Origin of the sequence: Reichenbachiella sp. 5M10, from assembly GCF_002742335.1 — a bacterium.
GTDB lineage: Bacteria > Bacteroidota > Bacteroidia > Cytophagales > Cyclobacteriaceae > Reichenbachiella.
In genome coordinates, this window is sequence record NZ_MDGR01000007.1 from 2,032,358 (window position 1) to 2,056,887 (window position 24,530).

Annotated in this window: 23 protein-coding genes; 12 read left to right on the forward strand and 11 right to left on the reverse strand. The window is 44.5% G+C overall.

What is annotated here, in order from left to right; genetic code table 11:
• Positions 1 to 81: 81 nt before the first annotated feature.
• Positions 82 to 705, reverse strand: a complete 624-nt coding sequence (locus BFP72_RS08150) for a histidine phosphatase family protein (protein WP_099600728.1) — start codon at positions 703 to 705, stop codon at positions 82 to 84.
• 256 nt (positions 706 to 961) lie between these two features.
• Here BFP72_RS08150 and BFP72_RS08155 point away from each other — a divergent pair, with 256 nt between their 5' ends.
• The 5 genes from BFP72_RS08155 to BFP72_RS08175 are packed head-to-tail and all read left to right on the forward strand — an operon-like array spanning position 962 to position 5,684.
• A complete protein-coding gene (locus tag BFP72_RS08155; RefSeq protein WP_099598665.1) occupies positions 962 to 1,384 on the forward strand; it encodes a hotdog fold thioesterase in 423 nt (140 codons plus the stop codon).
• A complete protein-coding gene (locus tag BFP72_RS08160) occupies positions 1,384 to 2,604 on the forward strand; it encodes a chorismate-binding protein (protein WP_099598666.1) in 1,221 nt (406 codons plus the stop codon). The genes BFP72_RS08155 and BFP72_RS08160 overlap by 1 nt, the downstream gene beginning before the upstream one ends.
• Positions 2,601 to 4,283, forward strand: a complete 1,683-nt coding sequence (gene menD, locus BFP72_RS08165) for a 2-succinyl-5-enolpyruvyl-6-hydroxy-3-cyclohexene-1-carboxylic-acid synthase (protein WP_099598667.1) — start codon at positions 2,601 to 2,603, stop codon at positions 4,281 to 4,283. The genes BFP72_RS08160 and menD overlap by 4 nt, the downstream gene beginning before the upstream one ends.
• A 25-nt stretch (positions 4,284 to 4,308) precedes the next feature.
• Positions 4,309 to 5,130 (forward strand): 1,4-dihydroxy-2-naphthoyl-CoA synthase, encoded by an 822-nt coding sequence (menB, locus tag BFP72_RS08170; protein ID WP_099598668.1) that lies wholly within the window; start codon positions 4,309 to 4,311, stop codon positions 5,128 to 5,130.
• A complete protein-coding gene (locus BFP72_RS08175) occupies positions 5,127 to 5,684 on the forward strand; it encodes a DUF4136 domain-containing protein (RefSeq protein WP_099598669.1) in 558 nt (185 codons plus the stop codon). The genes menB and BFP72_RS08175 overlap by 4 nt, the downstream gene beginning before the upstream one ends.
• Positions 5,685 to 5,867: 183 nt before the next feature.
• Here the strand turns inward: BFP72_RS08175 and BFP72_RS08180 are convergent, their stop codons facing one another.
• From BFP72_RS08180 to BFP72_RS08200, 5 genes are all read right to left on the reverse strand, one after another.
• A complete protein-coding gene (locus tag BFP72_RS08180; protein WP_099598670.1) occupies positions 5,868 to 6,368 on the reverse strand; it encodes a hypothetical protein in 501 nt (166 codons plus the stop codon).
• Positions 6,369 to 6,459: 91 nt separating this feature from the next.
• Positions 6,460 to 7,185, reverse strand: a complete 726-nt coding sequence (locus BFP72_RS08185; RefSeq protein ID WP_099598671.1) for a carboxypeptidase-like regulatory domain-containing protein — start codon at positions 7,183 to 7,185, stop codon at positions 6,460 to 6,462.
• Between the two features lie 63 nt (positions 7,186 to 7,248).
• Positions 7,249 to 7,710, reverse strand: coding sequence for a biopolymer transporter ExbD (locus BFP72_RS08190; RefSeq protein WP_099598672.1), 462 nt, complete (start codon positions 7,708 to 7,710; stop codon positions 7,249 to 7,251).
• A gap of 26 nt (positions 7,711 to 7,736) precedes the next feature.
• Positions 7,737 to 8,291 (reverse strand): biopolymer transporter ExbD, encoded by a 555-nt coding sequence (locus BFP72_RS08195; protein WP_099598673.1) that lies wholly within the window; start codon positions 8,289 to 8,291, stop codon positions 7,737 to 7,739.
• 104 nt (positions 8,292 to 8,395) lie between these two features.
• Entirely contained in the window at positions 8,396 to 8,977 is a 582-nt protein-coding gene (locus BFP72_RS08200) for a DUF4202 domain-containing protein (protein ID WP_099598674.1), read from the reverse strand.
• A 337-nt stretch (positions 8,978 to 9,314) separates the two neighbouring features.
• Between BFP72_RS08200 and nirB the strand changes: the two genes are divergently transcribed.
• The 6 genes from nirB (at position 9,315) to BFP72_RS08230 (ending at position 19,606) form a co-directional block, all read left to right on the forward strand.
• Entirely contained in the window at positions 9,315 to 11,807 is a 2,493-nt protein-coding gene (gene nirB, locus BFP72_RS08205; protein WP_099598675.1) for a nitrite reductase large subunit NirB, read from the forward strand.
• An 11-nt stretch (positions 11,808 to 11,818) separates the two neighbouring features.
• Positions 11,819 to 12,196 carry a nitrite reductase small subunit NirD gene (gene nirD / locus BFP72_RS08210; protein WP_099600729.1) on the forward strand — a complete coding sequence of 126 codons (378 nt, stop codon included), beginning with the start codon at positions 11,819 to 11,821 and terminating at the stop codon, positions 12,194 to 12,196.
• Between the two features lie 43 nt (positions 12,197 to 12,239).
• Positions 12,240 to 13,616, forward strand: coding sequence for a sensor histidine kinase (locus tag BFP72_RS08215; protein ID WP_099598676.1), 1,377 nt, complete (start codon positions 12,240 to 12,242; stop codon positions 13,614 to 13,616).
• A 7-nt stretch (positions 13,617 to 13,623) separates the two neighbouring features.
• Positions 13,624 to 14,298 (forward strand): response regulator transcription factor, encoded by a 675-nt coding sequence (locus BFP72_RS08220; RefSeq protein WP_099598677.1) that lies wholly within the window; start codon positions 13,624 to 13,626, stop codon positions 14,296 to 14,298.
• Between the two features lie 207 nt (positions 14,299 to 14,505).
• Complete coding sequence (locus BFP72_RS08225) at positions 14,506 to 18,048, forward strand: nitrate reductase (protein WP_099598678.1); 3,543 nt, start codon at positions 14,506 to 14,508, stop codon at positions 18,046 to 18,048.
• A gap of 127 nt (positions 18,049 to 18,175) precedes the next feature.
• A complete protein-coding gene (locus BFP72_RS08230; protein WP_099598679.1) occupies positions 18,176 to 19,606 on the forward strand; it encodes a rubredoxin domain-containing protein in 1,431 nt (476 codons plus the stop codon).
• 100 nt (positions 19,607 to 19,706) lie between these two features.
• Here BFP72_RS08230 and BFP72_RS08235 read toward each other — a convergent pair whose 3' ends face one another.
• Positions 19,707 to 20,195, reverse strand: coding sequence for a hypothetical protein (locus BFP72_RS08235; RefSeq protein ID WP_099598680.1), 489 nt, complete (start codon positions 20,193 to 20,195; stop codon positions 19,707 to 19,709).
• Between the two features lie 170 nt (positions 20,196 to 20,365).
• Between BFP72_RS08235 and BFP72_RS19175 the strand changes: the two genes are divergently transcribed.
• Positions 20,366 to 20,530: a hypothetical protein gene (locus BFP72_RS19175; protein ID WP_158233341.1), complete on the forward strand. Its 165-nt coding sequence runs from the start codon at positions 20,366 to 20,368 to the stop codon at positions 20,528 to 20,530.
• A 10-nt stretch (positions 20,531 to 20,540) separates the two neighbouring features.
• Here the strand turns inward: BFP72_RS19175 and BFP72_RS08240 are convergent, their stop codons facing one another.
• The 4 genes from BFP72_RS08240 to argB all read right to left on the reverse strand — a co-directional run bounded on the left by BFP72_RS08240 (position 20,541) and on the right by argB (position 24,521).
• The gene (locus tag BFP72_RS08240; RefSeq protein WP_099598681.1) at positions 20,541 to 21,008 is read right to left on the reverse strand and encodes a CBS domain-containing protein; all 468 of its coding nucleotides are present in this window, start codon (positions 21,006 to 21,008) and stop codon (positions 20,541 to 20,543) included.
• Positions 21,009 to 21,184: 176 nt separating this feature from the next.
• Positions 21,185 to 22,519, reverse strand: a complete 1,335-nt coding sequence (gene argH / locus BFP72_RS08245; protein ID WP_099598682.1) for an argininosuccinate lyase — start codon at positions 22,517 to 22,519, stop codon at positions 21,185 to 21,187.
• 152 nt (positions 22,520 to 22,671) lie between these two features.
• Positions 22,672 to 23,751, reverse strand: coding sequence for a M20 family metallo-hydrolase (locus BFP72_RS08250; protein WP_099598683.1), 1,080 nt, complete (start codon positions 23,749 to 23,751; stop codon positions 22,672 to 22,674).
• Entirely contained in the window at positions 23,739 to 24,521 is a 783-nt protein-coding gene (gene argB / locus BFP72_RS08255; RefSeq protein ID WP_099598684.1) for an acetylglutamate kinase, read from the reverse strand. The genes BFP72_RS08250 and argB overlap by 13 nt, the downstream gene beginning before the upstream one ends.
• Positions 24,522 to 24,530 lie beyond the last annotated feature (9 nt).

Here is a 24,530-nt window from a genome sequence, read left to right on the forward strand (position 1 = left end):
AACTCCACAACTCACTCTTGTTTCACTTGGCTCCTACCTCCCCCATTTTTATAGAAATCTCAAGTGCCACGTTTCGATAGGTCATGCGATCAGGTGAGCCAGATGTGCTACATCAGCTTGACGGATGATCTCATACTGCCCGTCATGATAGTGCAGCTGGTAGAGACAGAGATTGGCATGAGGAAAATCCTCAGAACGAGACAATGGCAAGCCCATCATCCAGCACAACTGTATGCGCATCGCTCTGCCATGTGTAGCAATCAAGACATGCTCCTCGTCTCCCTCGAGCACATGATTCATCGCTTCTTGCTGACGTGCAGCTACTTCGATGGGCGTATCTCCTCCCCCTACTCGGTAGTCAAGATTCCCTTGACTCCATTGTTCGATCCCTGCCAAGTACATGGCGTGCCGCTCTTTGTCATAAGCTAAGCCCTCATGATCCCCCCAACTGATCTCATCAAACCCCGAGAGCTGCTCATATGGAACTCCTTGGTCGATAAAGCCTTGTACAGACTGCACCGTTCTTTTGAGCGATGAAGTATATATTTGTCCGAAAGACACCTCTCGATAGGCTTGATAAAAAGCCTCAGCTTGTCGTCTCCCGAGTGCATTGAGATCCGAATCTATGCCTCGACCCTGTACACGTTTCTGTTTGTTGAAATCCGTCTCTCCATGACGGATGATGTATATATTTTTGCTTTTCAATCGAATTGTGGTTTTGTTTGCTGACGCACGAAAATAAGGGGTAAAACCTGAATAATACAATTCGGCAACTACATAGAGGAATGATATGAGTCAATGGGTTTGGTTTCAACGAGATGAGAAAATGCAAGAGTATACATGGACTCATGCTCGAAGTAAGAATTCCTTGGATACATGGATGCAAATTTGGCCAATCGAACCGCACGATCCTTCCCTTCGGTTTGGCGTAAACCAGAATCGGTACTAAACGAAGTTTTTTATGTTCAAAGAAATCTTTACACTGGACGTCATCAATGATTTTTCAAAAAACACGCTTGTAGAGCATGTTGGAATCCAGTTTACCGAAATTGGGAGTGACTACATCGTAGCGACCATGCCCGTAGATCACCGTACCCACCAACCGATGGGGCTCTTGCACGGTGGGGCATCAGTAGTACTCGCAGAATCCCTCGGCAGTGTAGCTGCTACCATGACTCTCGATCACGATGCCCAGTATGCTGTAGGTCTTGACATCAATGCCAACCACATCAAAAGTGCCCGCGAAGGCGTCGTGACAGGCAAAGCCTCCCCCCTACACATTGGCAAAAAAACCCATGTCTGGGAAATAAAAATCCATAACGAAAACGGTGATCTGGTCTGTGTGAGTAGAATCACAATGGCAATCATAGATAAGAAGAAGTAATGAGTGCATTGAAGGACATCAAAAAAAACACCCCACATCAGACTTTCGTCGAAAACTTGACGCACCTGTTTCACACCGCACTGACTTTGGATCGTCCTTTGGCGATTTGGCGCAAGCCACAGGAGACCGAGATCCATGCCATCTGTCAGATCAGTGATTTTGACCATCACATCAGTGAACTCGAAGGGGCTCCCGAAGGTTTCATATTCAATCGCTTCCAATCCAACACGGACGGTGAGCACAATTTCATCCGTTCGGAGATCAAACTATCGCAAACCAACAACGGGTTTGAGATCCATCCCAATGTGCAGAACCTAGAGTCTGAAACAAGCCGCTTCTTTGAAACCTACGCCGCAGTGCAACAAAACAAAGATTTTCGTTTCACTCAGTACCTACAAGTGGCGCCTACCTGTGACGAAGACAAAGAAAGCTTCGTAAACCTTGTCAAACAGTGCAAACAAGCCATCGAAGAAGGATACTACCAAAAGATTGTTCCTTCTAGACGATCCAAATTCAAATACCACGAAGATTTTCACCCTGTCACTGAGGTAGCCAAGCTCTGTACCGCCTACGAAAACGCATTTGTATCTTTGGTCTTCATGCCAGGCAGAGGTTTATGGATAGGTGCCACACCCGAATTGCTCATTGCCACCGAAGGCAAGCAGTTTAGAACAGTTTCACTGGCAGGCACCCAAGGGGTGCCGCATGATTTTGACCTTTCACAGGCTGCTTGGAGACAAAAAGAAATCGAAGAACAGGCTTTGGTGAGTCGCTACATCATCAACTGTTTCAAGCAGATTAGGCTGAGAGAATATGACGAACAAGGACCCAAAACCGTCAAAGCAGGCAATTTAATCCACCTCAAGACAAGTTTCGTGGTAGACATGGAACAGACGCGATTTCCCGAACTCGCGACCACCATGCTGGAGCTACTCCACCCTACCTCAGCGATCTGCGGGATGCCCATGAAGCCCGCTGCATTGTTTCTCGAACAGCACGAAGGCTATGATCGAGAATACTTCAGTGGCAACCTCGGGCCCGTCAATTACGACAACAAAACTGCGATATTTGTCAACCTACGCTGTGCCAAACTGCACAAAAATGGTGGGCTGGTCTTCGCAGGGGCAGGTATCACCGAAGACAGCATCCCCGATCTTGAGTGGAGCGAGACCGAAATCAAATACCAAACCTTACTCAACGTATTCGCCGTTCGTCCATGAACCTCCAGCCCATCTTTGATATCCCAGAACTCTGCCACCAACATGGTGTCGTACATGCCGTCATCTCACCGGGTTCGCGCAATGCCGCACTGACGATTGCTTTTGCAAGACATCCACGTATCCAATGCTACAGTATTCCGGATGAGCGTTCAGCAGCTTTCATTGCACTTGGTCTATCCCTACACACACACCACCCCACTGTACTCATCTGCACTTCTGGGTCAGCAGGTCTCAACTACGCACCTGCAGTAGCAGAGGCTTATTTCAACCAAGTCCCCCTGCTCGTCTTGACAGCCGATCGTCCTCCCGAACTCATCGGCAAACGGGATGGACAGACCATCTATCAGCGAGCCCTCTTTGGTCCCCATGCCAAGGCCTATTTTGATTTCCCCTCTTTCGAGGAAACTCCCGGGAACGCATGCATCCAATCAGCACTACACACCACTACGTCTCAAGCTCCAGGCCCTGTGCATGTCAACATCCCCTTTCGTGAGCCATTTTACCCCGAGGCAAACAAGGTATATCGCGCTACACCAGGGCTCCAAGTCACCCCAATTGCTCCCCCTGACTGTCCGACACCACCAGTTGATACAGCTGCTTTGGACTCAATCCAAAACTACCAAAAGACCATCCTCATCGTAGGGCAAGGCACTTGTGATCCTCGTACTGTTGCGCTTCTCAACACACTGAGTGAGCAGCTTCGCATCCCCATCATAGCAGATGTCATCAGCAATGCTCATCGCGTAACACACGCCATACAACATCAAGACCTATTTTTGTCCCAAAATGATCCAGCATTAAGGCCAGATCTCGTACTTTCTATGGGACTTTCGGTGGTCTCCAAAAATCTCAAACTATACCTAAAAAGTATAGAAGGGCTCATACACTGGCACATCACACCAAACGACGATGCGGCAGACACATATGATTGTTTGTCACAAACCATCCCTACGACTCCCGAAGATTTTTGTCAAACTTGGATCTCCAAACACTCATCGCCAAGCATAGAAAGGGAAGCATTTTACAACAAATGGCAAGCGGCGAACCAAAAAGCTGCCCAAGTGATCCAAAACTTATCCACCCGGACCTGGACGGAAACATCCCTCTATCACGAACTGCTCTCTCAACTACCTGTTCCATTGGACCTCCATCTAGCCAATAGTATGGCCGTGCGCTATGCCAATGTCATAGGTGTGCAAGACCCGAATATCCAAGTCTACTGCAACCGAGGAACTAGTGGCATAGATGGCTCCAACAGTACCGCTGTGGGCACATGCTTGGCTTCAGGGAGAAACACCCTACTACTGACAGGGGACGTTGCCTTCTTGTACGACCGCAATGCCTTTTGGCACAACCACCTTCCGGACAATTTCAAAATCGTAGTATTCAACAACAATGGAGGGGGGATATTTCGGATGATCGAGGGGCCATCGGCACAGCCCGAGCTCAAACCATTTTTTGAAACAGATCAGCAATCCAATGCCTCACATGTCGCTGGGGAATTCGGGTTTCGCTACTATGGTGTAGATGACTACACCGCTTGGGATGATCAGCTCACGGATTTCCTTGACTACAGTCAAGGGCGAGCCATTCTAGAAATCCACAGTGATGCGCAGCAAAACAAAATTGCTTACAAACAATTATTTAAAAACATGAAAGAATTAGCCCTCAGCCATTAATTTTGAAACCCTAAATAACAAAAGCATGAGCACATTCAACTGGGAAACCATAAAGGAATACACCGACATCAAGTTCGATTTCTTCGAAGGAATCGCTAAAATCACCATCAACCGCCCGGAAGTCTACAACGCCTTCAGGCCAGAGACCAATTTCGAAATGCTCGACGCGATGGAAATCGCTCGTGAGCGTGCAGACATTCGCGTAGTGGTCTTCACTGGGATCGGAGACAAAGCCTTCTGTTCGGGAGGAGATCAAAATGTAAAAGGAGTCGGTGGCTACATCAGTGAAAATGGCGTACCGCGTCTCAATGTCCTCGATCTGCACAAGTCGATCCGGTCACTCCCCAAGCCCGTCATCGCGATGGTCAATGGATATGCAATCGGTGGAGGACACGTTTTGCACGTGGTATGTGACATCACGATCGCTTCGGACAATGCCAAGTTTGGTCAAACAGGGCCAAAGGTAGGCAGCTTCGATGCTGGCTTTGGCTCATCTTACCTTGCACGCCACGTCGGCCAAAAGAAAGCCCGTGAGATTTGGTTCCTCTGTGAACAATACACTGCCAAAGAAGCCGAAGACATGGGGATGGTCAACAAAGTAGTCCCTCTAGCAGACCTGGAAGCCACTACCGTAGAATGGTGCCGTACGATGATGAAGCGTAGCCCAATGGCTCTCCGAATGATCAAGCGCGGACTCAATGCCGAACTCGACGGTCAACGTGGTCTCATGGAATTTGCCGGAGACGCAACACTCATGTATTACCTCATGGAAGAGGCACAGGAAGGCAAGAATGCTTTCTTGGAAAAAAGAGACCCTGATTTTGACAAATACCCGAAATTTCCGTGATCCTCACGAAAAAACTATGGATTGGAATATGGTTGATCACCCTAGCATATGGATGTGCTCCTGCTAGGGTGATTGATTTTGTCAACGAAGACATGGATTTTAGTGACTATGAGAGTTATCGCTTGATCAACTTCCGCACCGAGGACAAGTCATTTGATGAAGAAGGGATGGTCTTTTTCAGGCAGATAGAAAACGAAATCGATCTCAATATGAAACTCAAAGGCTTTGAAGCACAGCACCAAAGTCCAGATTTGATCGTTCGCTACGAAATCATGTCTACAGTCACGACCGAAACCCAAACAAACTACAACTACTACGACCCCTACTTCTACTATTCACCTCCCTCACGTACGGTTCGCTATACGGAAGGGCTATTGCTGATCGAATTTCGAGATCGTAAAAAGCAAAAACTTGTCTGGCAAGCCAGTCTAGACCTGAAATATAGCCGCAAAGAATCCCCCGCACAGATCGTCAAAAAGACAGTAGACCGCATCTTCACCACGTACCCCTACCGTGCGGGTTCCAATGCTAGGCTGGAGGATTCAGACAAATAACAAAGCCGTCATTTTGTAATCTTCCCCTAGTTTTAAGCATTCAAAACTAATGATTTTCAACTACTATAATGACCCTGTTGGAATGTGGAAAACTTCCCACGGTATAAGTTTAGGGCAAAAAATATCAAACAATGAAAAGCCGACAATTCTCACATTACAAATAACGGCTTATTGCCCACTGACTTACTGCATCAATGCATTATCATATTTATTGGTAGGGTATAGTTTAATCCAACAATTTAAAATGCTATCCCCTTCATTCTTTTCAATTTCCAATGCAACCGCTTCACCCCCTACTTCGACTTTATACTCATACACAACAGAGTCGTTCTCAAAAAAATATTCTCTTTTCAACAAGCTCCTAAAGGAATCGTGTTTTAAAGCGTAAAAATCAAATTCATAAACCAGTTCCCCTTTTCTGGTATTGAAGTATTTGCTCAAATGAATACGAGTATCTCTGATCGAATCAGGTGTAACCCAGGTTTGTCTTCTAATAGCTCCTTTCTTCTTTTCCACAAAATATTCTTCGATCACAGGTTGACCAATTTTTATCCTAGTTTGATTGTAATCAGGCCCATACCCTTGATAAAAATACGGGAGATAGTGCCAATTATAACTCAGGTACAATACCAAAACATGAATAGCAATTACCACAAGAAATATGACTTTTCTAGATACACGCATAACTCTTTTGATAGAAAGAACCTTGTATTATTTTAAGCCAGTTAGAATAACTCATTTCATACAGACTCATCATTGTTCATAGTGCTTTTAATTAACGAATAAGTCGGGTGAATCTGTACCACAAACCGCGAGGACTCCATTTGGTAACACATATCTCCCCTAGCACATCTACATTCAGTTCCATTTCTAGAGTGAATGCCTCTGATTTTGGAAGAGTAGACAGCTCTATTTCCTTGCTTTCAAAACCGATAAATGCAAACACTAATACACCTGAGGACATTCTATCCTCATCAAGCTCTAAACAAAACCTCCCTTCCAAATCTGTGACCGTACCAAGGTTACTCCCTTTCAAGTATACACTTGCTCCAGGGAGTCCCAATTGATCTTGCGAATCAATCAACATCCCCTTTAACACTCGCTTATCTCCTGCTATAACCTGAGCATCTTTATTAACAACTTCAGAGGGTAGTAATTTATGATGTACCTCAGAATCAACACTTCGATTTTGGGCCTTCACCCCATTCGCAAAGAAAACAGACAAGACCCCTACAGTCATCGCAAACACTCTTTTCCGTCCTATAGATGTTTGCCTATAATTCTCTAATCTACCCAGTTGATGTGGTCTCAGTCTTCCACAAATTTTACCAGTAGACTTACTAAAGTAAACTGAAAGTTCTCTACTGCTAAACCCTGTAAAATCAATAACATCCCTCTGGCAACTGTCACAAAAACCACCTGTTGATGTTTGTTCAAAATCCTGATAGGATTGAGCACATGGCGTCTTTACTGTAATATGTATATTGTCTTTGCTCCCCATGTCTTTGCCATATTTTCAACTATTCCTATAGGTAATTTAAGGAGAAATTGTAATTCGCACATTTCAGTTCACCTGTGTCACAGCCGTAGTTCTAAACAGCACTTTTCTTGCATCCGCTTTGCGGAGTTTGGATTGTATATCAGCGATGAGTCCCATCTTGACGTATTCGTCTGCACGAAGCATGACAATCATTTGATCACGCTGCGACTCGGGCAAGCTATTCTTTTGTTCAAACACCCATTGCGACACCTCTTCTATATCCAACAACTTGCCTTCCGAAGAAATGCGTGCTTCAGTTCCAAGAGCATCAGACTTTGGGAACCCTACTACCAGCTCTCGAATCAAAGATCTTTGATCTACTTTCGTGACTGCTCTGGCTTGAGGTGACTGTACAGTCAATTGGTCATCATTGGTATTGATCGTCGCTGTGACCATAAAGAAAAACAACAGCAAAAAAACGATATCTGGCAATGAAGCCGTAGAAATCTCCGACTTAGACACATTCTTGATTTTAAACTTTTTCATGATACATGGTTTCAATTAAACAAGTCTTATTGATTGAGCGCATCTGGCTCTGCAATGGATATATTCATCGGGATATTGGCCTTCCCTCTCTCGTGCAAAATACGCTGTTCGGCGACTGACTGATCCAGTTTGCGGTACTCAGCGGCACTCATCCCCACACGCTCACCATATATGGTATAGTAGGACTCTTTGACTTCATCGAGCAGCGCAATAAACATCTTGTAATCTGTCCCCCGATCCGTTTTGATAGACACTACTGCATCCTTGGGGGACTCTGACAGCCGATCGTTGTGCTTTTTGTTGAGAATGAATTCAACCAACTCGGATTGTAATCCAGTCAAATCAGTCCGTACTTCGTTTTCAATCAGAAATTGATTTTTAGAATTGACCCTTATATTAAACACATTTCGGTCCTTGATTTTGACTGTAGTGGGATCTTCTACATCTGGAGGCAATTTGAGCATCAATCCCTTTTCTTGAAGGATGGTCGTGCTGACCAAAAAGAAAATAAGTAACAGGAAAGCAATGTCTGCCATCGAACCCGTATTGATGCTTTCGGCTTGTAATTTTTTCGATCTCATGGGCTTTTTTGTTTGTACAATCCCGCCGCAATCGAATAGTCACAATTATTTGCTGCATTTTTGCGGAGTATGTCATGACTCACGATGTACTCCGCAGGTATATTTTAAGCAAGTGCCTTCTGGATCAAAGCAAGATCTTCTGGCAAATATTCCAACTGCAATGCACGGTTGTGCCCTTTCTCAGTCATCTTGGCCCATGTTTTTTGCACGATATCAATGATTTTATCTTCGTCATGCTTCGCCGCAAAATCATGAAAATAGTATTGAAGAAAAACCAAACAAACCACATCCTCCAAATCCTTGGACTCTTGATCTGTTTTCAATTTCTTTTTGTTGACCAACTCTACTACTTTATCTATCGAATCGGGTTCAAACCCTTCATTTTGCATGATTCCTGACAACACCTCTCCATGATATATCTTGAGCATGGTACGCCACTTGAGGTAACCTTTGCGATCCATTGGGTACTCAGAGCGCGGGATATGCCATCTTTTGACATGCTGTCCACGTGCCGCAATTTGCAATTCCACACTTGCCTCTCCCTCAAACTCCTCCAACATTTGTGTCATTCGCTGACCATATATCCACTCCTTCGGGACCGCGTCCCCTTCCACCACTTCTTTGTTGGGATCTTGACGATTGATTGCGTCTATTTGCGCGAAAATTTTTTCTAGTTTACTGTGCATGACACAAAGTTAAACTTGGATACTTCCCGAACAAACACATATAGCACAACATTGTTGGAACACTACTCTTCTGGCAGGCGAGGATAAACCTCATCAAAACTAAGTACTACCTGTCTAAATACTGAAGCATGAACAAATAGGACTACCTGAGGTCAACATATCTATTTGAAGTCGATTGACAGTCTAATAGATCTTCCGTATATATACCCATTCCTGTCATTCATCAGATTTTTTACTAATATTATTACGTAGTTTATGTAGTTTTTTCAACATATAGTACGTAGTTTTGTTCGTATACATCTATTTAATACGTAGTTTTACGTAACCAAATAAGAATATGGAGAAAATAATTGTAATCGGAAATGGAATGGTAGGCTATAAGTTTTGTGAAAAGCTACGAGCCAAAGCAGGAAAAGAGCAGTTTGAAATCACTGTCTTCGGCGAAGAGCCACACCCGGCCTACGATCGAGTCCACTTGAGCGAATACTTCACCAACCCATCAGTAGAGCACCTAGAGATGGCTCCTCGATCGTGGTACGAAGAAAATGACATCCGGCTCATCTCTGGAGAAATGATCACTGCCATCGATCGCTCCAGCAAAAAAGTAGTTTCCCACACTGGCACGGAGCTCCCCTACGACAAACTTGTCTTGGCCACTGGGTCCAGTGCATTTGTTCCTCCTATCAAAGGTGTAGAAAAGGAAGGTGTATTTGTCTATCGCACGATCGAAGATCTCGACGCTATCATCGAATACAGCAAAAAAACCAAAAAGTCAGCCGTACTGGGTGGAGGACTTTTGGGACTAGAGGCAGCCAAAGCCATGATCGACCTCAAACAAGAAACTCATGTAATTGAATTTGCACCACGTCTGATGCCGAGACAATTGGACAATGCAGGTTCGGATGCCCTAATGACTAAAATGGAAGAATTAGGGATCAAATTGCACCTAAACAAAAACACTAGCAACATCGCTGGCGAAGGGAAAATCGAAGGAATGGAATTCGCCGATGACTCTGAGCTCGATGTTGACATGCTCGTCATCTCTGCAGGTATCAAACCGAGAGACGAGTTGGCTACTCAATGTGGCCTGGCTGTAGGACAAAGAGGAGGAATCGTAGTGAACGATCTGATGCAAACAGACGACACGGAGATATTTGCGATTGGTGAATGTGCTTTACACAAAAACTTCATATACGGACTCGTCGCGCCAGGATATGAGATGGCTGATGTAGTAGTCAACCAACTGGTCCGTGGTGAAGAGAAGCTTTTTGAGAGCTATGACATGTCTACCAAGCTCAAATTGATCGGAGTAGATGTAGCGAGTTTTGGAGATGCGCTTTGTGAAAACGAAAGTCATAAACCTATCGTATTCGAAGACAAACACGCGGGCATCTACAAGCGAATCAATATTTCGCCAGATGGCAAAACTCTGCTAGGTGGTATCCTAGTCGGTGATGCAGAAGCCTACGGCATGCTGCTCCAGGTCACACTCAACGGCATGGCCCTCCCTCCTAATCCAGAAGATCTCATCTTGGGAAGTCGTGGTGGTGAAGAAACGAAAATGGAATTGCCAGACACGGCGCAGATCTGTTCGTGTGAAAACGTCACCAAAGGGGACATATGCCAAGCCGTGATTGACAATGAATTTGACAATGTCGAGCAAGTCAAAACATGCACCAAGGCAGGTACCGGCTGTGGTGCATGCAATCCGATCGTCAAAGATATCTTCAACGAGCAATTGGCGAAGATGGGGAAAACCGTCAAAAATGTCATTTGTGAGCACTTTGACTACTCCAGACAAGAACTACTGGACATTATCAAAATCAAGAAAATACAGGATTATGACGAATTGCTCGATGCGCACGGTTCAGGAGATGGATGCGAAACATGTCGTCCTTTGGTGGCCTCTATCCTCGCCAGCACCTGGAATGAGATGATTCTGGACAAAGGAAAGGACGCCATCCAAGACACCAATGACAAATACCTCGCTAACATTCAAAAGGGTGGTTCGTACTCTGTCGTCCCAAGAATACCTGGAGGAGAAATCACTCCGGACAAGTTGATCGTCATCGGTCAAGTAGCCAAAAAATATGACCTCTATACCAAAATCACGGGCGGTCAACGAATTGATCTCTTCGGTGCACAGATTCACCAACTCCCCGACATTTGGGAAGAACTCATCGATGCAGGTTTCGAAAGTGGACATGCCTACGGAAAATCCCTGCGTACAGTCAAAAGCTGTGTAGGTTCTACATGGTGTAGATACGGTTTGCACGACTCGGTATCCTTCTCTATCGAAGTAGAGGAGCGATATAGAGGGTTACGCTCTCCTCACAAACTCAAGAGTGCCGTCTCTGGATGTAGAAGAGAATGTGCCGAAGCACAAAGCAAAGACTTTGGCATCATAGCAACAGAGGTAGGTTGGAATCTCTACGTATGTGGAAACGGTGGCTCGAACCCACAACACGCACAACTGCTAGCAGGAGACATCGACTCGGAGACGTGTCTCAAATACATCGATAGATTTTTGATGTTTTACATCAAAACTGCCGAACCACTCAACCGAACAGCCACGTGGCTCAATAAACTAGAAGGTGGAATGGACTATCTCATCGACGTGGTGGTCAATGATTCACTTGGAATAGCTGCAGATCTCGAAAGAGAAATGGATTTCATGGTAGACACGTACAAGTGCGAGTGGAAGGAAGTGGTCAACAACCCTGAATTAAGAAAAAGATTTACACATTTTGTGAATACCAATATTCCAGATCCTACCATGAAATTCGAAGACATGAGAGGCCAGAAGAAACCAGTGGAATGGAACGTTTAAGCGAAATAGACATGACGGAATTAATAACAGAATACAAGACAGTAAAGGAAAGTGAAGTAAAAGTGTGGTACAAAGCCGCAGAAATGGATGCATTCCCAGACAACGGAGGTGCGGCCATAGAATACAAAGGTTTGCAAGTAGCCATCTTCAACTTCTCTAGAAGATCAGAATGGTATGCTAGTCAAAACCTCTGTCCACACAAACAACAGATGATTTTGTCGCGAGGCATGCTGGGGTCCGAAGGCGAAGAACCAAAGGTAGCTTGCCCTTTCCACAAAAAGACTTTTTCGCTCAAATCCGGAAAAAATCTGAATGGAAGCGAATGCGACTTAGCTACCTACCCCGTCAAAATCGAAGACGGGTACGTTTACGTAGGATTTTCGCAGTAAGCTGCGTAATTTCACCTAATATTGCACTTTATACGATTTGTCATTGAGAAGTACAAAAACATTACGCCAGCTGGGCTATTCAGGCCTAGGTTCTTTCATCGGTGTGGTCACGGCCATCCTGTTAGGGCAGTACTATATCCTGAGTTTTAGCCAAGAAAAAAGGGGACTTATTGATCAAGAGGTAGTATTCATCGTATTGATCATACTCCTGATCGCGTTCATATTTTTCGTGATTTTATTTCCTCGTTATCAAAAAATTTACGCGTCCTATTCGGAATTGATCAAGTCTGAAGGAGACGCCAAAACCATGGCGTCTCAAGTATCGAAACTGTACGACGAATTGGGTAGGTCTTATCAAGACTTGGAGGCCATCAACCACATCCCCGAAGAGCTTACAATTTTGTTCAAAGCAGATCTTAATGGAGACATCACCCAGACCACAGAGCGACTCAAAGACGTCCTACTTTACGAAGGTACATTTCATAAGAATATGTACGACTGGTTGGCAGAGGAGTCATACAAGGACGATTTCATCGAGCAGCTGCGCAGTTTAGTTTTGACCAAAAAACCATGGAATGGAGAACTTAAAGTCAGCAATGGAGAAGGTGATTTCGTTTGGTTGGATTTGGTGATTCAACCTCTCCCTCTCAACAAGGAGAAAACACACTACGGCTTGGTCGCTATTGGCAGAGACGTCACAGAAATCAACGAAGCAAGACAACGTTCGAGAGAGATAAATCATGAGCTAGTTGACAAGCGAGTCAAAGAACAACAGTACCGATCTGCTCTGATTCTAGAAGGGCAAGAAGAAGAGCGAAAAAGGATCGCGCAAGAGATTCATGACGGCATAGGTCAACTACTCACTGGACTCAAACTTAACCTTGAAGGCATTGTCCCATCCAGTTCTCCACACATGAGACAACGGATGAGTGATTCAAAGCATCTGCTCAAAAGCATCATCAAAGAAGTACGTAGAGTTTCATTCAACCTAGCTCCTAGTAGCTTGGTAGATTTCGGTATTGTTCCTGCTCTGAAAAAAATCAGTCAAGAAACAACATCATTGACGGAGACTCAAGTGACTTTCGTGAACAAAACTGGATTCATCAACCGACTTGACAGAAACACTGAAACCAACCTTTACCGTATTATACAAGAAGCAGTCAACAACGGCATCAAGTATGCCAAAGCCAATCAAATAGAGATTTCATTGAGTCACTCAATCAATCAGTTGCACATCGAAATCAAAGACAATGGAAAAGGCTTTGACATGCAAAAACTTGAAAACATTGGTCATTTTGGAGCCTCTGGTCATGGTATATTCAACATGAAAGAAAGAGCTGCATACATCAATGCAAAATTTGAAATAGATACAAAAATTGGAAAGGGCACAAATGTCATCATCATATTGCCTTTAACATGAGCCACCTATGAGTAAGATTAAAGTAATATTAGCAGACGATCACATCATCGTCAGAAACGGAATCAAGATTCTGTTGGAGAGCAACGGTGATGTAGAAGTAATAGCCGAAGCGTCAAATGGAGAGGAAGCCTTGGAAAAAGCACGACTTCTACAGCCTGATATTCTCATATCAGATATTCGTATGCCTATCATGACAGGGATCGAGGCTACGGCCAAACTGAAGGAATTTGCTCCCAACACCAAAGCACTCATCCTTTCTATGCACGATGACGAAGAATACATCATCAAATCCATCGAAAGTGGAGCCTCAGGATACTTACTCAAAGACACAACCAAAGAGGAGTTTTCCAAAGCATTGCATGCAGTGATTGAGGGACAAAAGTATTTTAGTGGAGACATCTCCAACATACTAGTCAACTCCTACCTCAACATCAAAGACGGCAAACCAGTCAGCACCAATTCGCGCAACACCATCGAACATGACTACCATATCACAAAACGTGAAAAGCAAATATTACAGCTCGTATACGAAGGAAATAGCAACAAAGAAATTGCGGACAAACTCAGTAAGAGTGTCCGTACAGTAGAGACTCATCGATTCAATATCATGAAAAAATTAGGAGTCACCAACATCACGGAGCTCTTGAGAAAAATAGACGCGGAACCTTACATTACACAGTAGCCCCTGCTTCAACAAACACTACATTCAAACCACTGCACAAAAACAGTGGTTTTTTTATGTCATTTGACATACTAATTACGTAGTTACTAACATATTTTATACGTATCAATACTTATTTATTTAATGTATTAGACTATATTTGTACGTATAAGGTTGGTCAAATTCCAACCTGCTTACTGTATCAGCATATTACTTATTCAAATTCATATGAGTTCTACTTTCAACAGCAGAAATATCACAAAAGCGAATACTACTTGTTCATATTGTGGAGTCGGTTGTGGTATTGAAGTAAGTATAAACAAGAAAGGTAAAATAGAACTCGAAGGTATCGAGGACCATCCTGTCAACAGGGGAATGCTGTGTTCGAAGGGAAGAAACCTGAACTACGTAGTTCAGGATCAAACCGACAGACTGCTGCACCCTCAGATGAGATGGTCCAAGAACCACCCTTTGCAAAAAGTAACTTGGGACACAGCCATCAATCGTGCAGCAGCAGTATTCAAGACATTCATAGAAAAACACGGCCCAGATTCGGTAGGATTTTACGTCTCTGGACAATGCCTTACCGAAGAATACTACCTGGTCAACAAACTGACCAAAGGATATATCGGCACCAACAACGTAGACACTAATTCACGCCTCTGCATGAGTTCGGCTGTCATGGGCTATGTCAAAACACTCGGAGAAGACTCCGTACCGATCTCATACGAAGACATCGAGATAGCCGACACTTTCCTCATCGCGGGAGCCAACCCAGCATGGTGCCATCCTATCCTATTTAGACGCATCGAGCAACACAAAGAAAAAAATCCTGAAACCAAAATCATCGTCATAGACCCACGAGTCACTGACTCCTGTGCACTAGCAGATCTACACCTGCAGCTCCGTCCTGGGACAGACATCACGCTACTCCAAGCGATCGGCAGAGTGCTTATCGAAACAGGCAACATTGACTTGGACTTCATCCAAAACCACGCGGACGGGTATGAAGCCTACAAAGAGGAAGTATTAAGTACGAGTCTCGAAGACGCCTCTAAAACATGTGATGTACCCGTAGAGGATATCAAACAAGCAGCTCAATATATAGCAGAAGCTAAAGGATATCTATCGCTATGGACCATGGGCCTCAATCAAAGCACCCAAGGTGTCAACAACAATCTTGCACTCATCAATCTCAACCTCATCACAGGACACATTGGTAAACCTGGGTCGGGACCATTCTCACTGACAGGTCAACCCAATGCCATGGGAGGCCGTGAGGTAGGTGGTATGGCCTCTCTCCTAGCAGCACACCGCAAGCAAGGCAGTGCAGAAGACAGACAGGAGGTAGCGGACTTTTGGGGAGTGGAATCTGTCCCCGACAAGCCAGGATTGACCGCTACGCAGATGTTTGACGCCCTTGATTCAGGGCAGCTCAAAGCCATATGGATTATCTGCACCAACCCATCGGTGAGTATGCCCGATGCTACACTCGTCGATCGCGCCATGAAAAAGGCCAAGTTCGTCATCGTACAGGACATCTCTAGTAGATCTGACACAGTCAAGTACGCCGATTTAGTATTGCCCGCAGCGGGGTGGCTAGAAAAAGAGGGTACCATGACCAACTCAGAGCGACGTATTTCTTACCTACCCAAAGTAGTCGATGCTCCGGGAGAAGCACTTCCCGATAGTGAAATCCTATTGCGATTTGCGAAAAAAATGGGCTATGCAGGGTTTGATTTCGAAAATTTAGAAGCCATATACAACGAGCACTGTGCCTTGACCAAAGGCACCAACATCGATATTTCAGGCTTGAGCTATGATCGCTTGAAAAACGAAGGGACATTACAATGGCCTGTCCCCTCTACCAACCACCTTGGTACTGCAAGGTTATTTGAGGACAAGGTATTTTACACCCCAAACAAGAGAGCTCAGATACTCACCACTGGCGTCTCCAACGAAGCAGACATGCTCTCAGATGATTTTCCACTCGTACTGACGACAGGACGTATTAGGGATCAGTGGCACACTATGACCCGTACAGGAAAAGTCAGTAAGCTCAACAAACACATCGCCAAGCCTTACCTCGAAATCCACCCAAATGACGCAAAGAAAAGAGGGCTAACAGAAGGCACTCCTGTAGTAGTCAAAGGAAGCCGAGGTGAAGTCAAAGTCACTGCTACCCTCACGGAGAAAATCAAAGAAGGTGTCGTATTCTTGCCAATGCACTGGGGGAAAATATTGAATGACAGTTTTGGACGTGCCAACAACCTAACCAACAAAGCGTTTGACCCTATATCCAAACAACCTGGATTCAAATACTCCGCTGTACAAGTAGAGAAATACGTAAAACCGAATCAAAAAATAGTCATCGTAGGTGCTGGAGCTGCAGCTTATCGTTTTATCAATTCTTATCGATCTTTCAACGAGCAAGACGAAATCCATGTCTTCTCCAAAGAGAAATACCCATTCTACAACCGGGTGTTGCTCCCAGAGTATGTCAACCAACACAAAAACTGGGAAGATCTGCTCAAATTCAAGTATGGAGAATTCGAGGAACTCAACGTCAACCTGCACATCTCATGTAGCATAGACAAAATCAACCGAGAAGACAAAACCGTAGTGGATCAGTTTGGGACTGAGCATGACTATGACATTTTGATATTAGCAACGGGATCACGTGCTTTTGTACCTCCCAACATCCCCATGGACAAGCCTGGTTTATTCACTATGCGTGATCGTACCAGTGCCGACGCGCTCAAAGAGTTCACCGGCAACCAAGGGCATGTGGTCATCGTCGGCGGTGGATTGCTTGGCCTAGAACTCGCTTCTGCCTTGCGCGAAATCGACGTAGAAGTATCCATCATCCAACTTTCCAACCGTCTCATGGAGCGGCAACTAGACAGTATGGCCAGTACCCTTCTACGTAACCTTATGGAGGACATGGGCATCAACGTGTACACCAACGACGAGGTACAAGCCATTCGATCGTTTGAAAAAGAAAAACGAGTAGAGACCGATCTCAAAAGTGGTAAAACTCTTCACTGCAATGCGGTAGTATACGCCATCGGTACACGTCCCAATTCGGAAATGGCTCGAGAGATTGGCTTAGAATGTGGAAGAGGTATATTGGTGAACGACTACTTACAGACCTCCGACCCTTCGATCTATGCCATCGGAGAGATTGCAGAGTTCAAACGCATGCTCAATGGTACCACCGCCGCAGCAGAAGACATGGCAGACATCTCGGCGAGACACATTGCGGGAAACCTAACTGCCCTCTATCAAGGTACTGTACCTATGAATATTCTCAAGTTCCCTGATCTAGACCTCTGCTCGATTGGTATGCCCGATCCTCCACCGAGCATGAAGGATTTCGAGGAGATACTTTTCATTGACAAGTCTCAGAAATACTACAAGAAATGCATCATACACAACGACAAGTTGATCGGAGCAATCTTAATGGGGGACAAATCAGAATTTGCGGAATTCAAAGAACTCATCGAAAACAACGTCGAACTCTCCGACAAACGCAAAGAGCTACTCCGCTCTGGTGATGCAGGGGAACCAATGATTGGCCAATTGGTCTGCTCTTGCAACAACGTAGGTCAAGGCAACCTCCAAAATGCGCTAGATGCAGGCTGCAACACACTCATCGATATATGTCAAGCAACAGGTGCTGGACTAGGATGCGGCAGTTGCAAAGGTGAGATTCAGCAAATGCTCAAAGCACATCAAAATCAAAACATACCCGAAAGCGTGGAAGCATAAAGAAATTGTCAAAATCTGTTCGAAGTGAATATGCCGTTTTGTGTCCTCAAAAAAGAATTCACTTCGTTCAGAATGACATAATGAAATACTTTATACTTGTGAAGAAAACATTGAATAGGTAATAGGAATGAAGAAAAAGGATCTTGTCAGAGTATTTGTCAAAGGGGGGATATTGTCAACCGGTGATTTTTTTAAAATCATCAAAACAGCACATCAGTTAGGAAGTGACTACATCCATTTAGGGTCTAGACAAGACATACTTTTTCCTGTCAAAGAGAAAAGCAAAGCGGTGCTCGATGAGACATTTGCAGCAATTCAAACGGATTATCAAATCAATGAGTTTACCCACCAAAACATTCTCAGTTCATACGTAGCTCTAGACGTAATGCCACACCGGGTTTGGCTGGTTCCTCATGTATTTCATCACATCTTGGACAGTATAGAGGTCAAACCTAAATACCGGGTAAACATCGTCGATCCACTACAAAGTATCGTACCACTATTTACTGGCAACATCAATTTCATTGCTTCTAAACAGGACAACTATTGGTATCTATATTTGCGTTTCAAGAACCAAGACAACAAACCTGTCGCCTACTCCAAAATCATCTACGGCTATGAATTGCATAAGGTCATCTCACTCATAGACAAGATGAATGTCGTCGAAGACAACGTCTCTACACAAGAGATCTTTGAAGCCATTGATCGCCTCGACCTTACCAAACAAAACCCCCTTGAGGAGTTACAATATCCAAAATCCAACTTCCCCTATTACGAAGGTCTCAACAGAGAGCCTGGGGGTAGCTATTGGCTTGGTCTCTATTGGAGGAATAATAAATTTTCCATCAATATACTGGCTGACATTTGTCAGCGATGCATCGACACCAATGTGGGCCGTGTGAGCCTTACACCTTGGAAGTCTTTCATTGTACAAGGCATACAAGAAAAACACCTCATCGGTTGGGACAAACTCATGGGAAAATCAGGCATGAACCTGAGACACTCTTCACTAGAGCTCAACTGGCACTTACCCGTACTCCACGAGGATTGTCTCGAACTCAAAAACTACCTCGTACGAGCGTTGGACCAGCAGGATATCAGCACCTCTGGTTTGACTTTCAGCATCAAACCCAACGACGACATTCACCTATTCACTTCGGTGGTTATCGAGTTTGATGAGAAGGTCAGCAAGTCAGAGAGAACCTACAACATCCAATACTCGACAGACTTCAACCCGAACTCTGGTGAGTACCAGACATACGTCGAAAATGTCCCTCAAGAAATCTTGCCCGCGCTGTTGATCGAGCTCAGTCACTTGTACTACGAGCAACTGGAAGAAATCCCAATGGACAACAAAAAGCCAACCGACACCTCTAGTGCGACTACTGGCACCTCCATAAACTTCCAATGCGAAAGCTGTCTCACAATCTATGATGAGTCATATGGGGATGAGTCTCAAGACATCGCTCCAGGCACACCGTTTGAGAAATTGCCAATCAACTATCTCTGCCCTACTTGTGGAGATGACAAATCCCATTACCACGAACTGAAGAAATGATCGAAAGCATGTCTCTCGATAACTGACATTGAGAGTTGCAACGGGTTCTCTGTAAGCCTAGCCTTTTTGCCTGAGTATGCCCACCAACTTTACTGAACCATCAACGAAAGTAATCCTTGACTACAATGTACAAGGCAAACAAGACAATGACTAAAGTGGCTGCTCCAAAGTTCTGAATGGTTTCATCCTCCTTGGCACGTAAAGTCAAGACCGAAGAAAAGATAAGTATCACAGGTAAAAATGAAAACCAAGAGTACATGAAATTACTCGTCTCTGCCAGAACACCCTGCCTCTTCAAGTAAATCTTCTTTCCAATTCTGCACAAAAATGATTGGGAGATAACCACCGAATCGCCGGCATGAATTGCATCCAAATGGTAAGGAAATACTTTAATTCTACCTTTCGTTGTATCTATAATCACTTCCTCTTTGGACAAACTTCTAGACCGTGGTGTATAGCTGAGCGGTCTATGAGTAGAAATCACCTGTGCCTCACTTGTCACCAAAGGCAAAACCCAATCCAGTACAAAAAAACCAGAAAACACCAATGACACAAGACTTACAGTCTTCAACAATCTAACAATATCCATACATGTAAAAATGTTGAATCCAGACTATACAAACAACCACTCAAGTGGCATGGAAGAAAAACAAAATAAGTTGTACTATAAAAGGTCTTCTAGCATGTTTTTTAGCTTAAATCACTGACTACCTGCTTTTTGGTACGATTTTGTATACATATTGGCAAAGGACCTACATCATGGGACACATCGAATTATTTGCGATTGGCTGGGGACTTCTGGCACTATTCATTTTTGGCTTTCAAGCCAAGAAAATACACCTGCATGACGAAGAAGAACACTGGCATATCAAGTCACCTCATGACGAAAAGCCTGATCACACTCCCCCTACCAGCGAGCAGTAAATTCTTGGCATCAATGCCAATTTTCACTTTTCAAATTCTTGACTGCACGCATCACATCTTTTTGGCTGATCTGTCCAATCAACCGACCATGATCGTCTTGTACTGGAAACCTCCTGATCTTCAGCTCCAAAAACATCTTAGCTGCCTCAAACACATTGGTATCCGGGTGTATACGCATGACATTAGTAGCCATATGATCAGCAACCTTGCCGCCTAGTATGGGTAGATTGTGGTACTTTCCTTTGACTACTTCCTTGAGGCAATCACCTTCGGAAATCACACCTACCAATTCTCCCATGGTATTGACCACAGGTGCACCTGATATACGATTGGACAACAATTTATCCACCACTTCCATGATAGACTGATCGGGATGAAAGGTAATGAGTCTCGTCGACATATAGTCGCGGACGGATATTCTCTGGGTTTCGGTGGCTACAGGTTTCTCCATTTGCACACCACGATAACTTTTTACCATGACTTTGGGATTTAGAGTGAATGTAGAAGATAACAAACAACGGTCTAAAAACCAAAGAAAAACACGCGTAACTACCTGAATACAAACATCATAACAAAAAACCTCAGAATAAACCATATACTGAAACCCTATCCGGGGCGCACTACAACCTTCTCAAATGCCCCCCTGATACATAATTACTTCATCAATTTGTGAATGGCATCCTCTGCTTTATCAAAACCAAATCCTGCCAAAACAGTCTTTAGCTTCGCTTCAACTTGATCATTGGCAGGATCCCCGATACTACCAAGATGCGTATGTTTCACTTCCTTAGAAAGCTTGTCAGACCCCTCTTGGATCGCTTGACCCACTTGGATATACGCATCTCTAAATGGTACACCTTGCAGTACTTGTCGATTGACTTCCTCTACACTGAATAGATCCTTGTACTTCTCATCTTGAATGATACCGTCTTTGACCTTGATGTTCTTCATCGCAAAGATGGCTATCTCTAGAGTAGATTTCAGTTCATAGAAAGCAGGCAAAAAAGTCTCCTTGATCGTCTGCATATCTCTATGATAACCAGAAGGTAGATTGGTAGTGATCAAACTGATCTCAGTGCTAAGCGACTGCAGCTTGTTCATTTTTGCGCGGATGAGCTCAAAGACATCCGGGTTCTTCTTGTGCGGCATGATACTAGACCCAGTCGTCATCTCTGCGGGCAACTCTAGAAATCCAAAATTCTGAGAGTTATACAGACAGATATCCATGCTCATTCGTGCCAAGGTTGACGCGATGCTGTTCATGGCGAATGCCACTGTTTTCTCCACCTTGCCACGACTCATCTGCGCATAGACGACATTGTAACTAAGATCATCAAACCCTAGTAAGTCGGTCGTCATCTGTCTATCGAGTGGAAATGAAGACCCGTAGCCTGCCCCTGAACCTAGCGGGTTTTGGTTGGTTACCTTGTAGGCCGCCTGCAAAAGATGCATATCATCGGTCAGACTCTCGGCATAAGCGCCAAACCACAACCCAAAAGATGAAGGCATAGCCACCTGCAAATGCGTATAACCTGGTATCAGCACGTCCTTGTGCTGTTTGCTGAGGTCATTGAGTGTTATGAAGAGTTCCGTCACCAAATCAGCAATGGTTTTGATCTCATCACGGATAAACAAACGGAGATCAACCAAAACTTGGTCATTGCGCGAGCGACCACTGTGGATCTTCTTGCCTGTATCTCCTAGCTTTCGGGTCAGCATCAGTTCCACTTGTGAGTGAACGTCTTCTATACCATCCTCGATGACAAAATCACCTGCTTCGATGATGCCCAAAATCACTTTGAGTTCACGGTGTACCTCGGTCAGCTCTGCTGACGTCAGCAGGTCGATACTCTCTAGCATCGTCGTATGCGCCATCGAGCCATATACGTCAAAGCGAGCCAACAACAAATCCAGTTCTCTGTCTCGTCCGACGGTGTAGTTTTCTATGTCCTTAGACACCTCTGTATTGCCTTTGTCCCAAAGTTTCATGTTGTATTGCTTTTTCTTATTGACCTGAGTCCTATTATCAAATATTGAAACACACTCATTAAATGTATTTTTTGTCACTATGCTTAAATATCATCCTCTCAACAAATCCCAGAGACTTTACAAAGCACTTTTATTAGTCTAACCCCTTCAAACTATATCTCCAGCCCATCCAACAATTGGATGTAAAGCTGTATTCCTTTTTCGATCTCATCGACGTAGATGAACTCATCTGCCGTATGCGACCTTGCCGAATCACCTGGGCCAATCTTGATGGAATCAAAAGGCATTAGGGCTTGGTCTGACATGGTTGGTGATCCATATTTTTTCATTCCTAAGTGATCCCCTCGCAGCACAATAGGATGCGTATTCGATATACCCGATGAGTTGAGTCGCAGCGACCGAGGCTTGAACTCCACGTCGATCTCACGCGCCAATATTTCTACAACCTCTTGGTTGGAGTAGGCGTCTGTAGTACGCACATCTAGAACGAACTTGCATGAGTCTGGCACGACGTTGTGTTGTGTACCTGCTTCGATCAACGTGACAGTCTTCTTGATCGGTCCGAGGTAGTCCGATTCTTTCTCGAACTGATAGTTCTGCAATTTCTCTATTTCGGTCAGCGCCTTGTAGATGGCATTGACACCCTCATCACGTGCTGCATGACCACTCACTCCTTTGGCCTCACAGTCGATGACGATCAATCCCTTCTCGGCAATCGCCATATCCATGAGTGTCGGTTCGCCTACTATAGCCAAATCGATTTTGCCTAAAACTGGCAACAGCGATGCTACGCCGTTGGCTCCTGACACTTCTTCCTCGGCTGTCGCTGCTAGAATCAGGTTGTAGGGCAAGTTTTCTTGTGCATGGAAATGCAGAAAGGTCAAAATCAACGAGACCAATGGACCGCCTGCATCATTACTCCCTAGACCGTGCAACTTGCCATCAATGATCTGCGCTTTGAATGGGTCCAATGTATAAGTCTTGGCAGGTTTGACCGTATCGATGTGGGAGTTCAAAAGTATCGTGGGTTTCTCATCAGAAAAATACTTGGATAGCGCCCAAATATTATTTCCCTGTTGCTGTACCTCTACTCCTTTTTCTTCCAAGAATGTTCGAACCACTCGGGCTACATTTTCTTCCTCGCGACTAAAAGACTGCGTCTCTATCATAGCCGCCAATAGTGCCACTGCCTCTCGAGTATACCTGTGATATGATGCGTCTATTTCAAGCATAATGTCGTACCAGGATAATCCACAGATTGCACTTTGTCTAGTGCTTCGAAATGACATATTTTCACCGTATCAACGCCCGCATTGATCGCATCAAAAGCATTGTCGAGTTTAGGAATCATCCCATCGACAACCACACCTTCTTCCTTGTATTTGACATAACCCTCAGGAGTAATCTCAGGAATCACTACTTTGTTCTCAAAGTCACTCAATACCCCTGGCTGCTCAAAACAGTAGACTAAATCCACTTGATAGTGATCTGCTATGCCGCGAGCCAGTTCAGAAGCGATTGTATCCGCATTGGTGTTGAGCAATTGACCTTGATTGTCATGCGTCAATGCACAGACTACTGGAACCATCCCCAAGTCAAACAAAGACTTCAAAAAAGAAGCATTAACTTCTTCTACATCACCTACATAACCATAATCAATGGTGGTAACACTTCTCTTGCGAGACCGAATGAGGTTTCCATCCGCCCCAGACACGCCAAGAGACTGAATCCCAGCTGACTGTAGCTTGGCAACAATCTTTTTGTTGAGGCCACTAAAGACCATCGTCACGATATCGATAGCGTCTGCATCAGTGATGCGTCTCCCTTCGACCATTTTGGGCGGTATACCCATTTTGTTTTGCACGACAGAGGCGATATTCCCTCCCCCATGTACCAGTATTTTATTGCCCTTGAGTGCTGCGAACTTCTTCAAAAAGATATCCAACTCAGCCTCTTCGTTGATGACTTTTCCTCCTATTTTGACAACTGTCAAAGACTCCATTCTGTATTT

Bases quoted from the DNA above. Each gene is read 5' to 3' on its own strand.
- BFP72_RS08220 (WP_099598677.1), top strand. From the start codon at position 13,624: ATGAGTAAGATTAAAGTAATATTAGCAGACGATCACATCATCGTCAGA.
- argB (WP_099598684.1), bottom strand. From the start codon at position 24,521: ATGGAGTCTTTGACAGTTGTCAAAATAGGAGGAAAAGTCATCAACGAA.
- menB (WP_099598668.1), top strand. From the start codon at position 4,309: ATGAGCACATTCAACTGGGAAACCATAAAGGAATACACCGACATCAAG.
- argH (WP_099598682.1), bottom strand. From the start codon at position 22,519: ATGAAACTTTGGGACAAAGGCAATACAGAGGTGTCTAAGGACATAGAA.
- BFP72_RS08250 (WP_099598683.1), bottom strand. From the start codon at position 23,751: ATGCTTGAAATAGACGCATCATATCACAGGTATACTCGAGAGGCAGTG.
- BFP72_RS08160 (WP_099598666.1), top strand. From the start codon at position 1,384: ATGAGTGCATTGAAGGACATCAAAAAAAACACCCCACATCAGACTTTC.
- BFP72_RS08235 (WP_099598680.1), bottom strand. From the start codon at position 20,195: ATGGATATTGTTAGATTGTTGAAGACTGTAAGTCTTGTGTCATTGGTG.
- nirD (WP_099600729.1), top strand. From the start codon at position 11,819: ATGACGGAATTAATAACAGAATACAAGACAGTAAAGGAAAGTGAAGTA.
- BFP72_RS08200 (WP_099598674.1), bottom strand. From the start codon at position 8,977: ATGCACAGTAAACTAGAAAAAATTTTCGCGCAAATAGACGCAATCAAT.
- BFP72_RS08155 (WP_099598665.1), top strand. From the start codon at position 962: ATGTTCAAAGAAATCTTTACACTGGACGTCATCAATGATTTTTCAAAA.
- BFP72_RS08225 (WP_099598678.1), top strand. From the start codon at position 14,506: ATGAGTTCTACTTTCAACAGCAGAAATATCACAAAAGCGAATACTACT.
- BFP72_RS08195 (WP_099598673.1), bottom strand. From the start codon at position 8,291: ATGAGATCGAAAAAATTACAAGCCGAAAGCATCAATACGGGTTCGATG.
- BFP72_RS08240 (WP_099598681.1), bottom strand. From the start codon at position 21,008: ATGGTAAAAAGTTATCGTGGTGTGCAAATGGAGAAACCTGTAGCCACC.
- BFP72_RS08180 (WP_099598670.1), bottom strand. From the start codon at position 6,368: ATGCGTGTATCTAGAAAAGTCATATTTCTTGTGGTAATTGCTATTCAT.
- BFP72_RS19175 (WP_158233341.1), top strand. From the start codon at position 20,366: ATGGGACACATCGAATTATTTGCGATTGGCTGGGGACTTCTGGCACTA.
- BFP72_RS08230 (WP_099598679.1), top strand. From the start codon at position 18,176: ATGAAGAAAAAGGATCTTGTCAGAGTATTTGTCAAAGGGGGGATATTG.
- BFP72_RS08185 (WP_099598671.1), bottom strand. From the start codon at position 7,185: ATGGGGAGCAAAGACAATATACATATTACAGTAAAGACGCCATGTGCT.
- BFP72_RS08190 (WP_099598672.1), bottom strand. From the start codon at position 7,710: ATGAAAAAGTTTAAAATCAAGAATGTGTCTAAGTCGGAGATTTCTACG.
- nirB (WP_099598675.1), top strand. From the start codon at position 9,315: ATGGAGAAAATAATTGTAATCGGAAATGGAATGGTAGGCTATAAGTTT.
- menD (WP_099598667.1), top strand. From the start codon at position 2,601: ATGAACCTCCAGCCCATCTTTGATATCCCAGAACTCTGCCACCAACAT.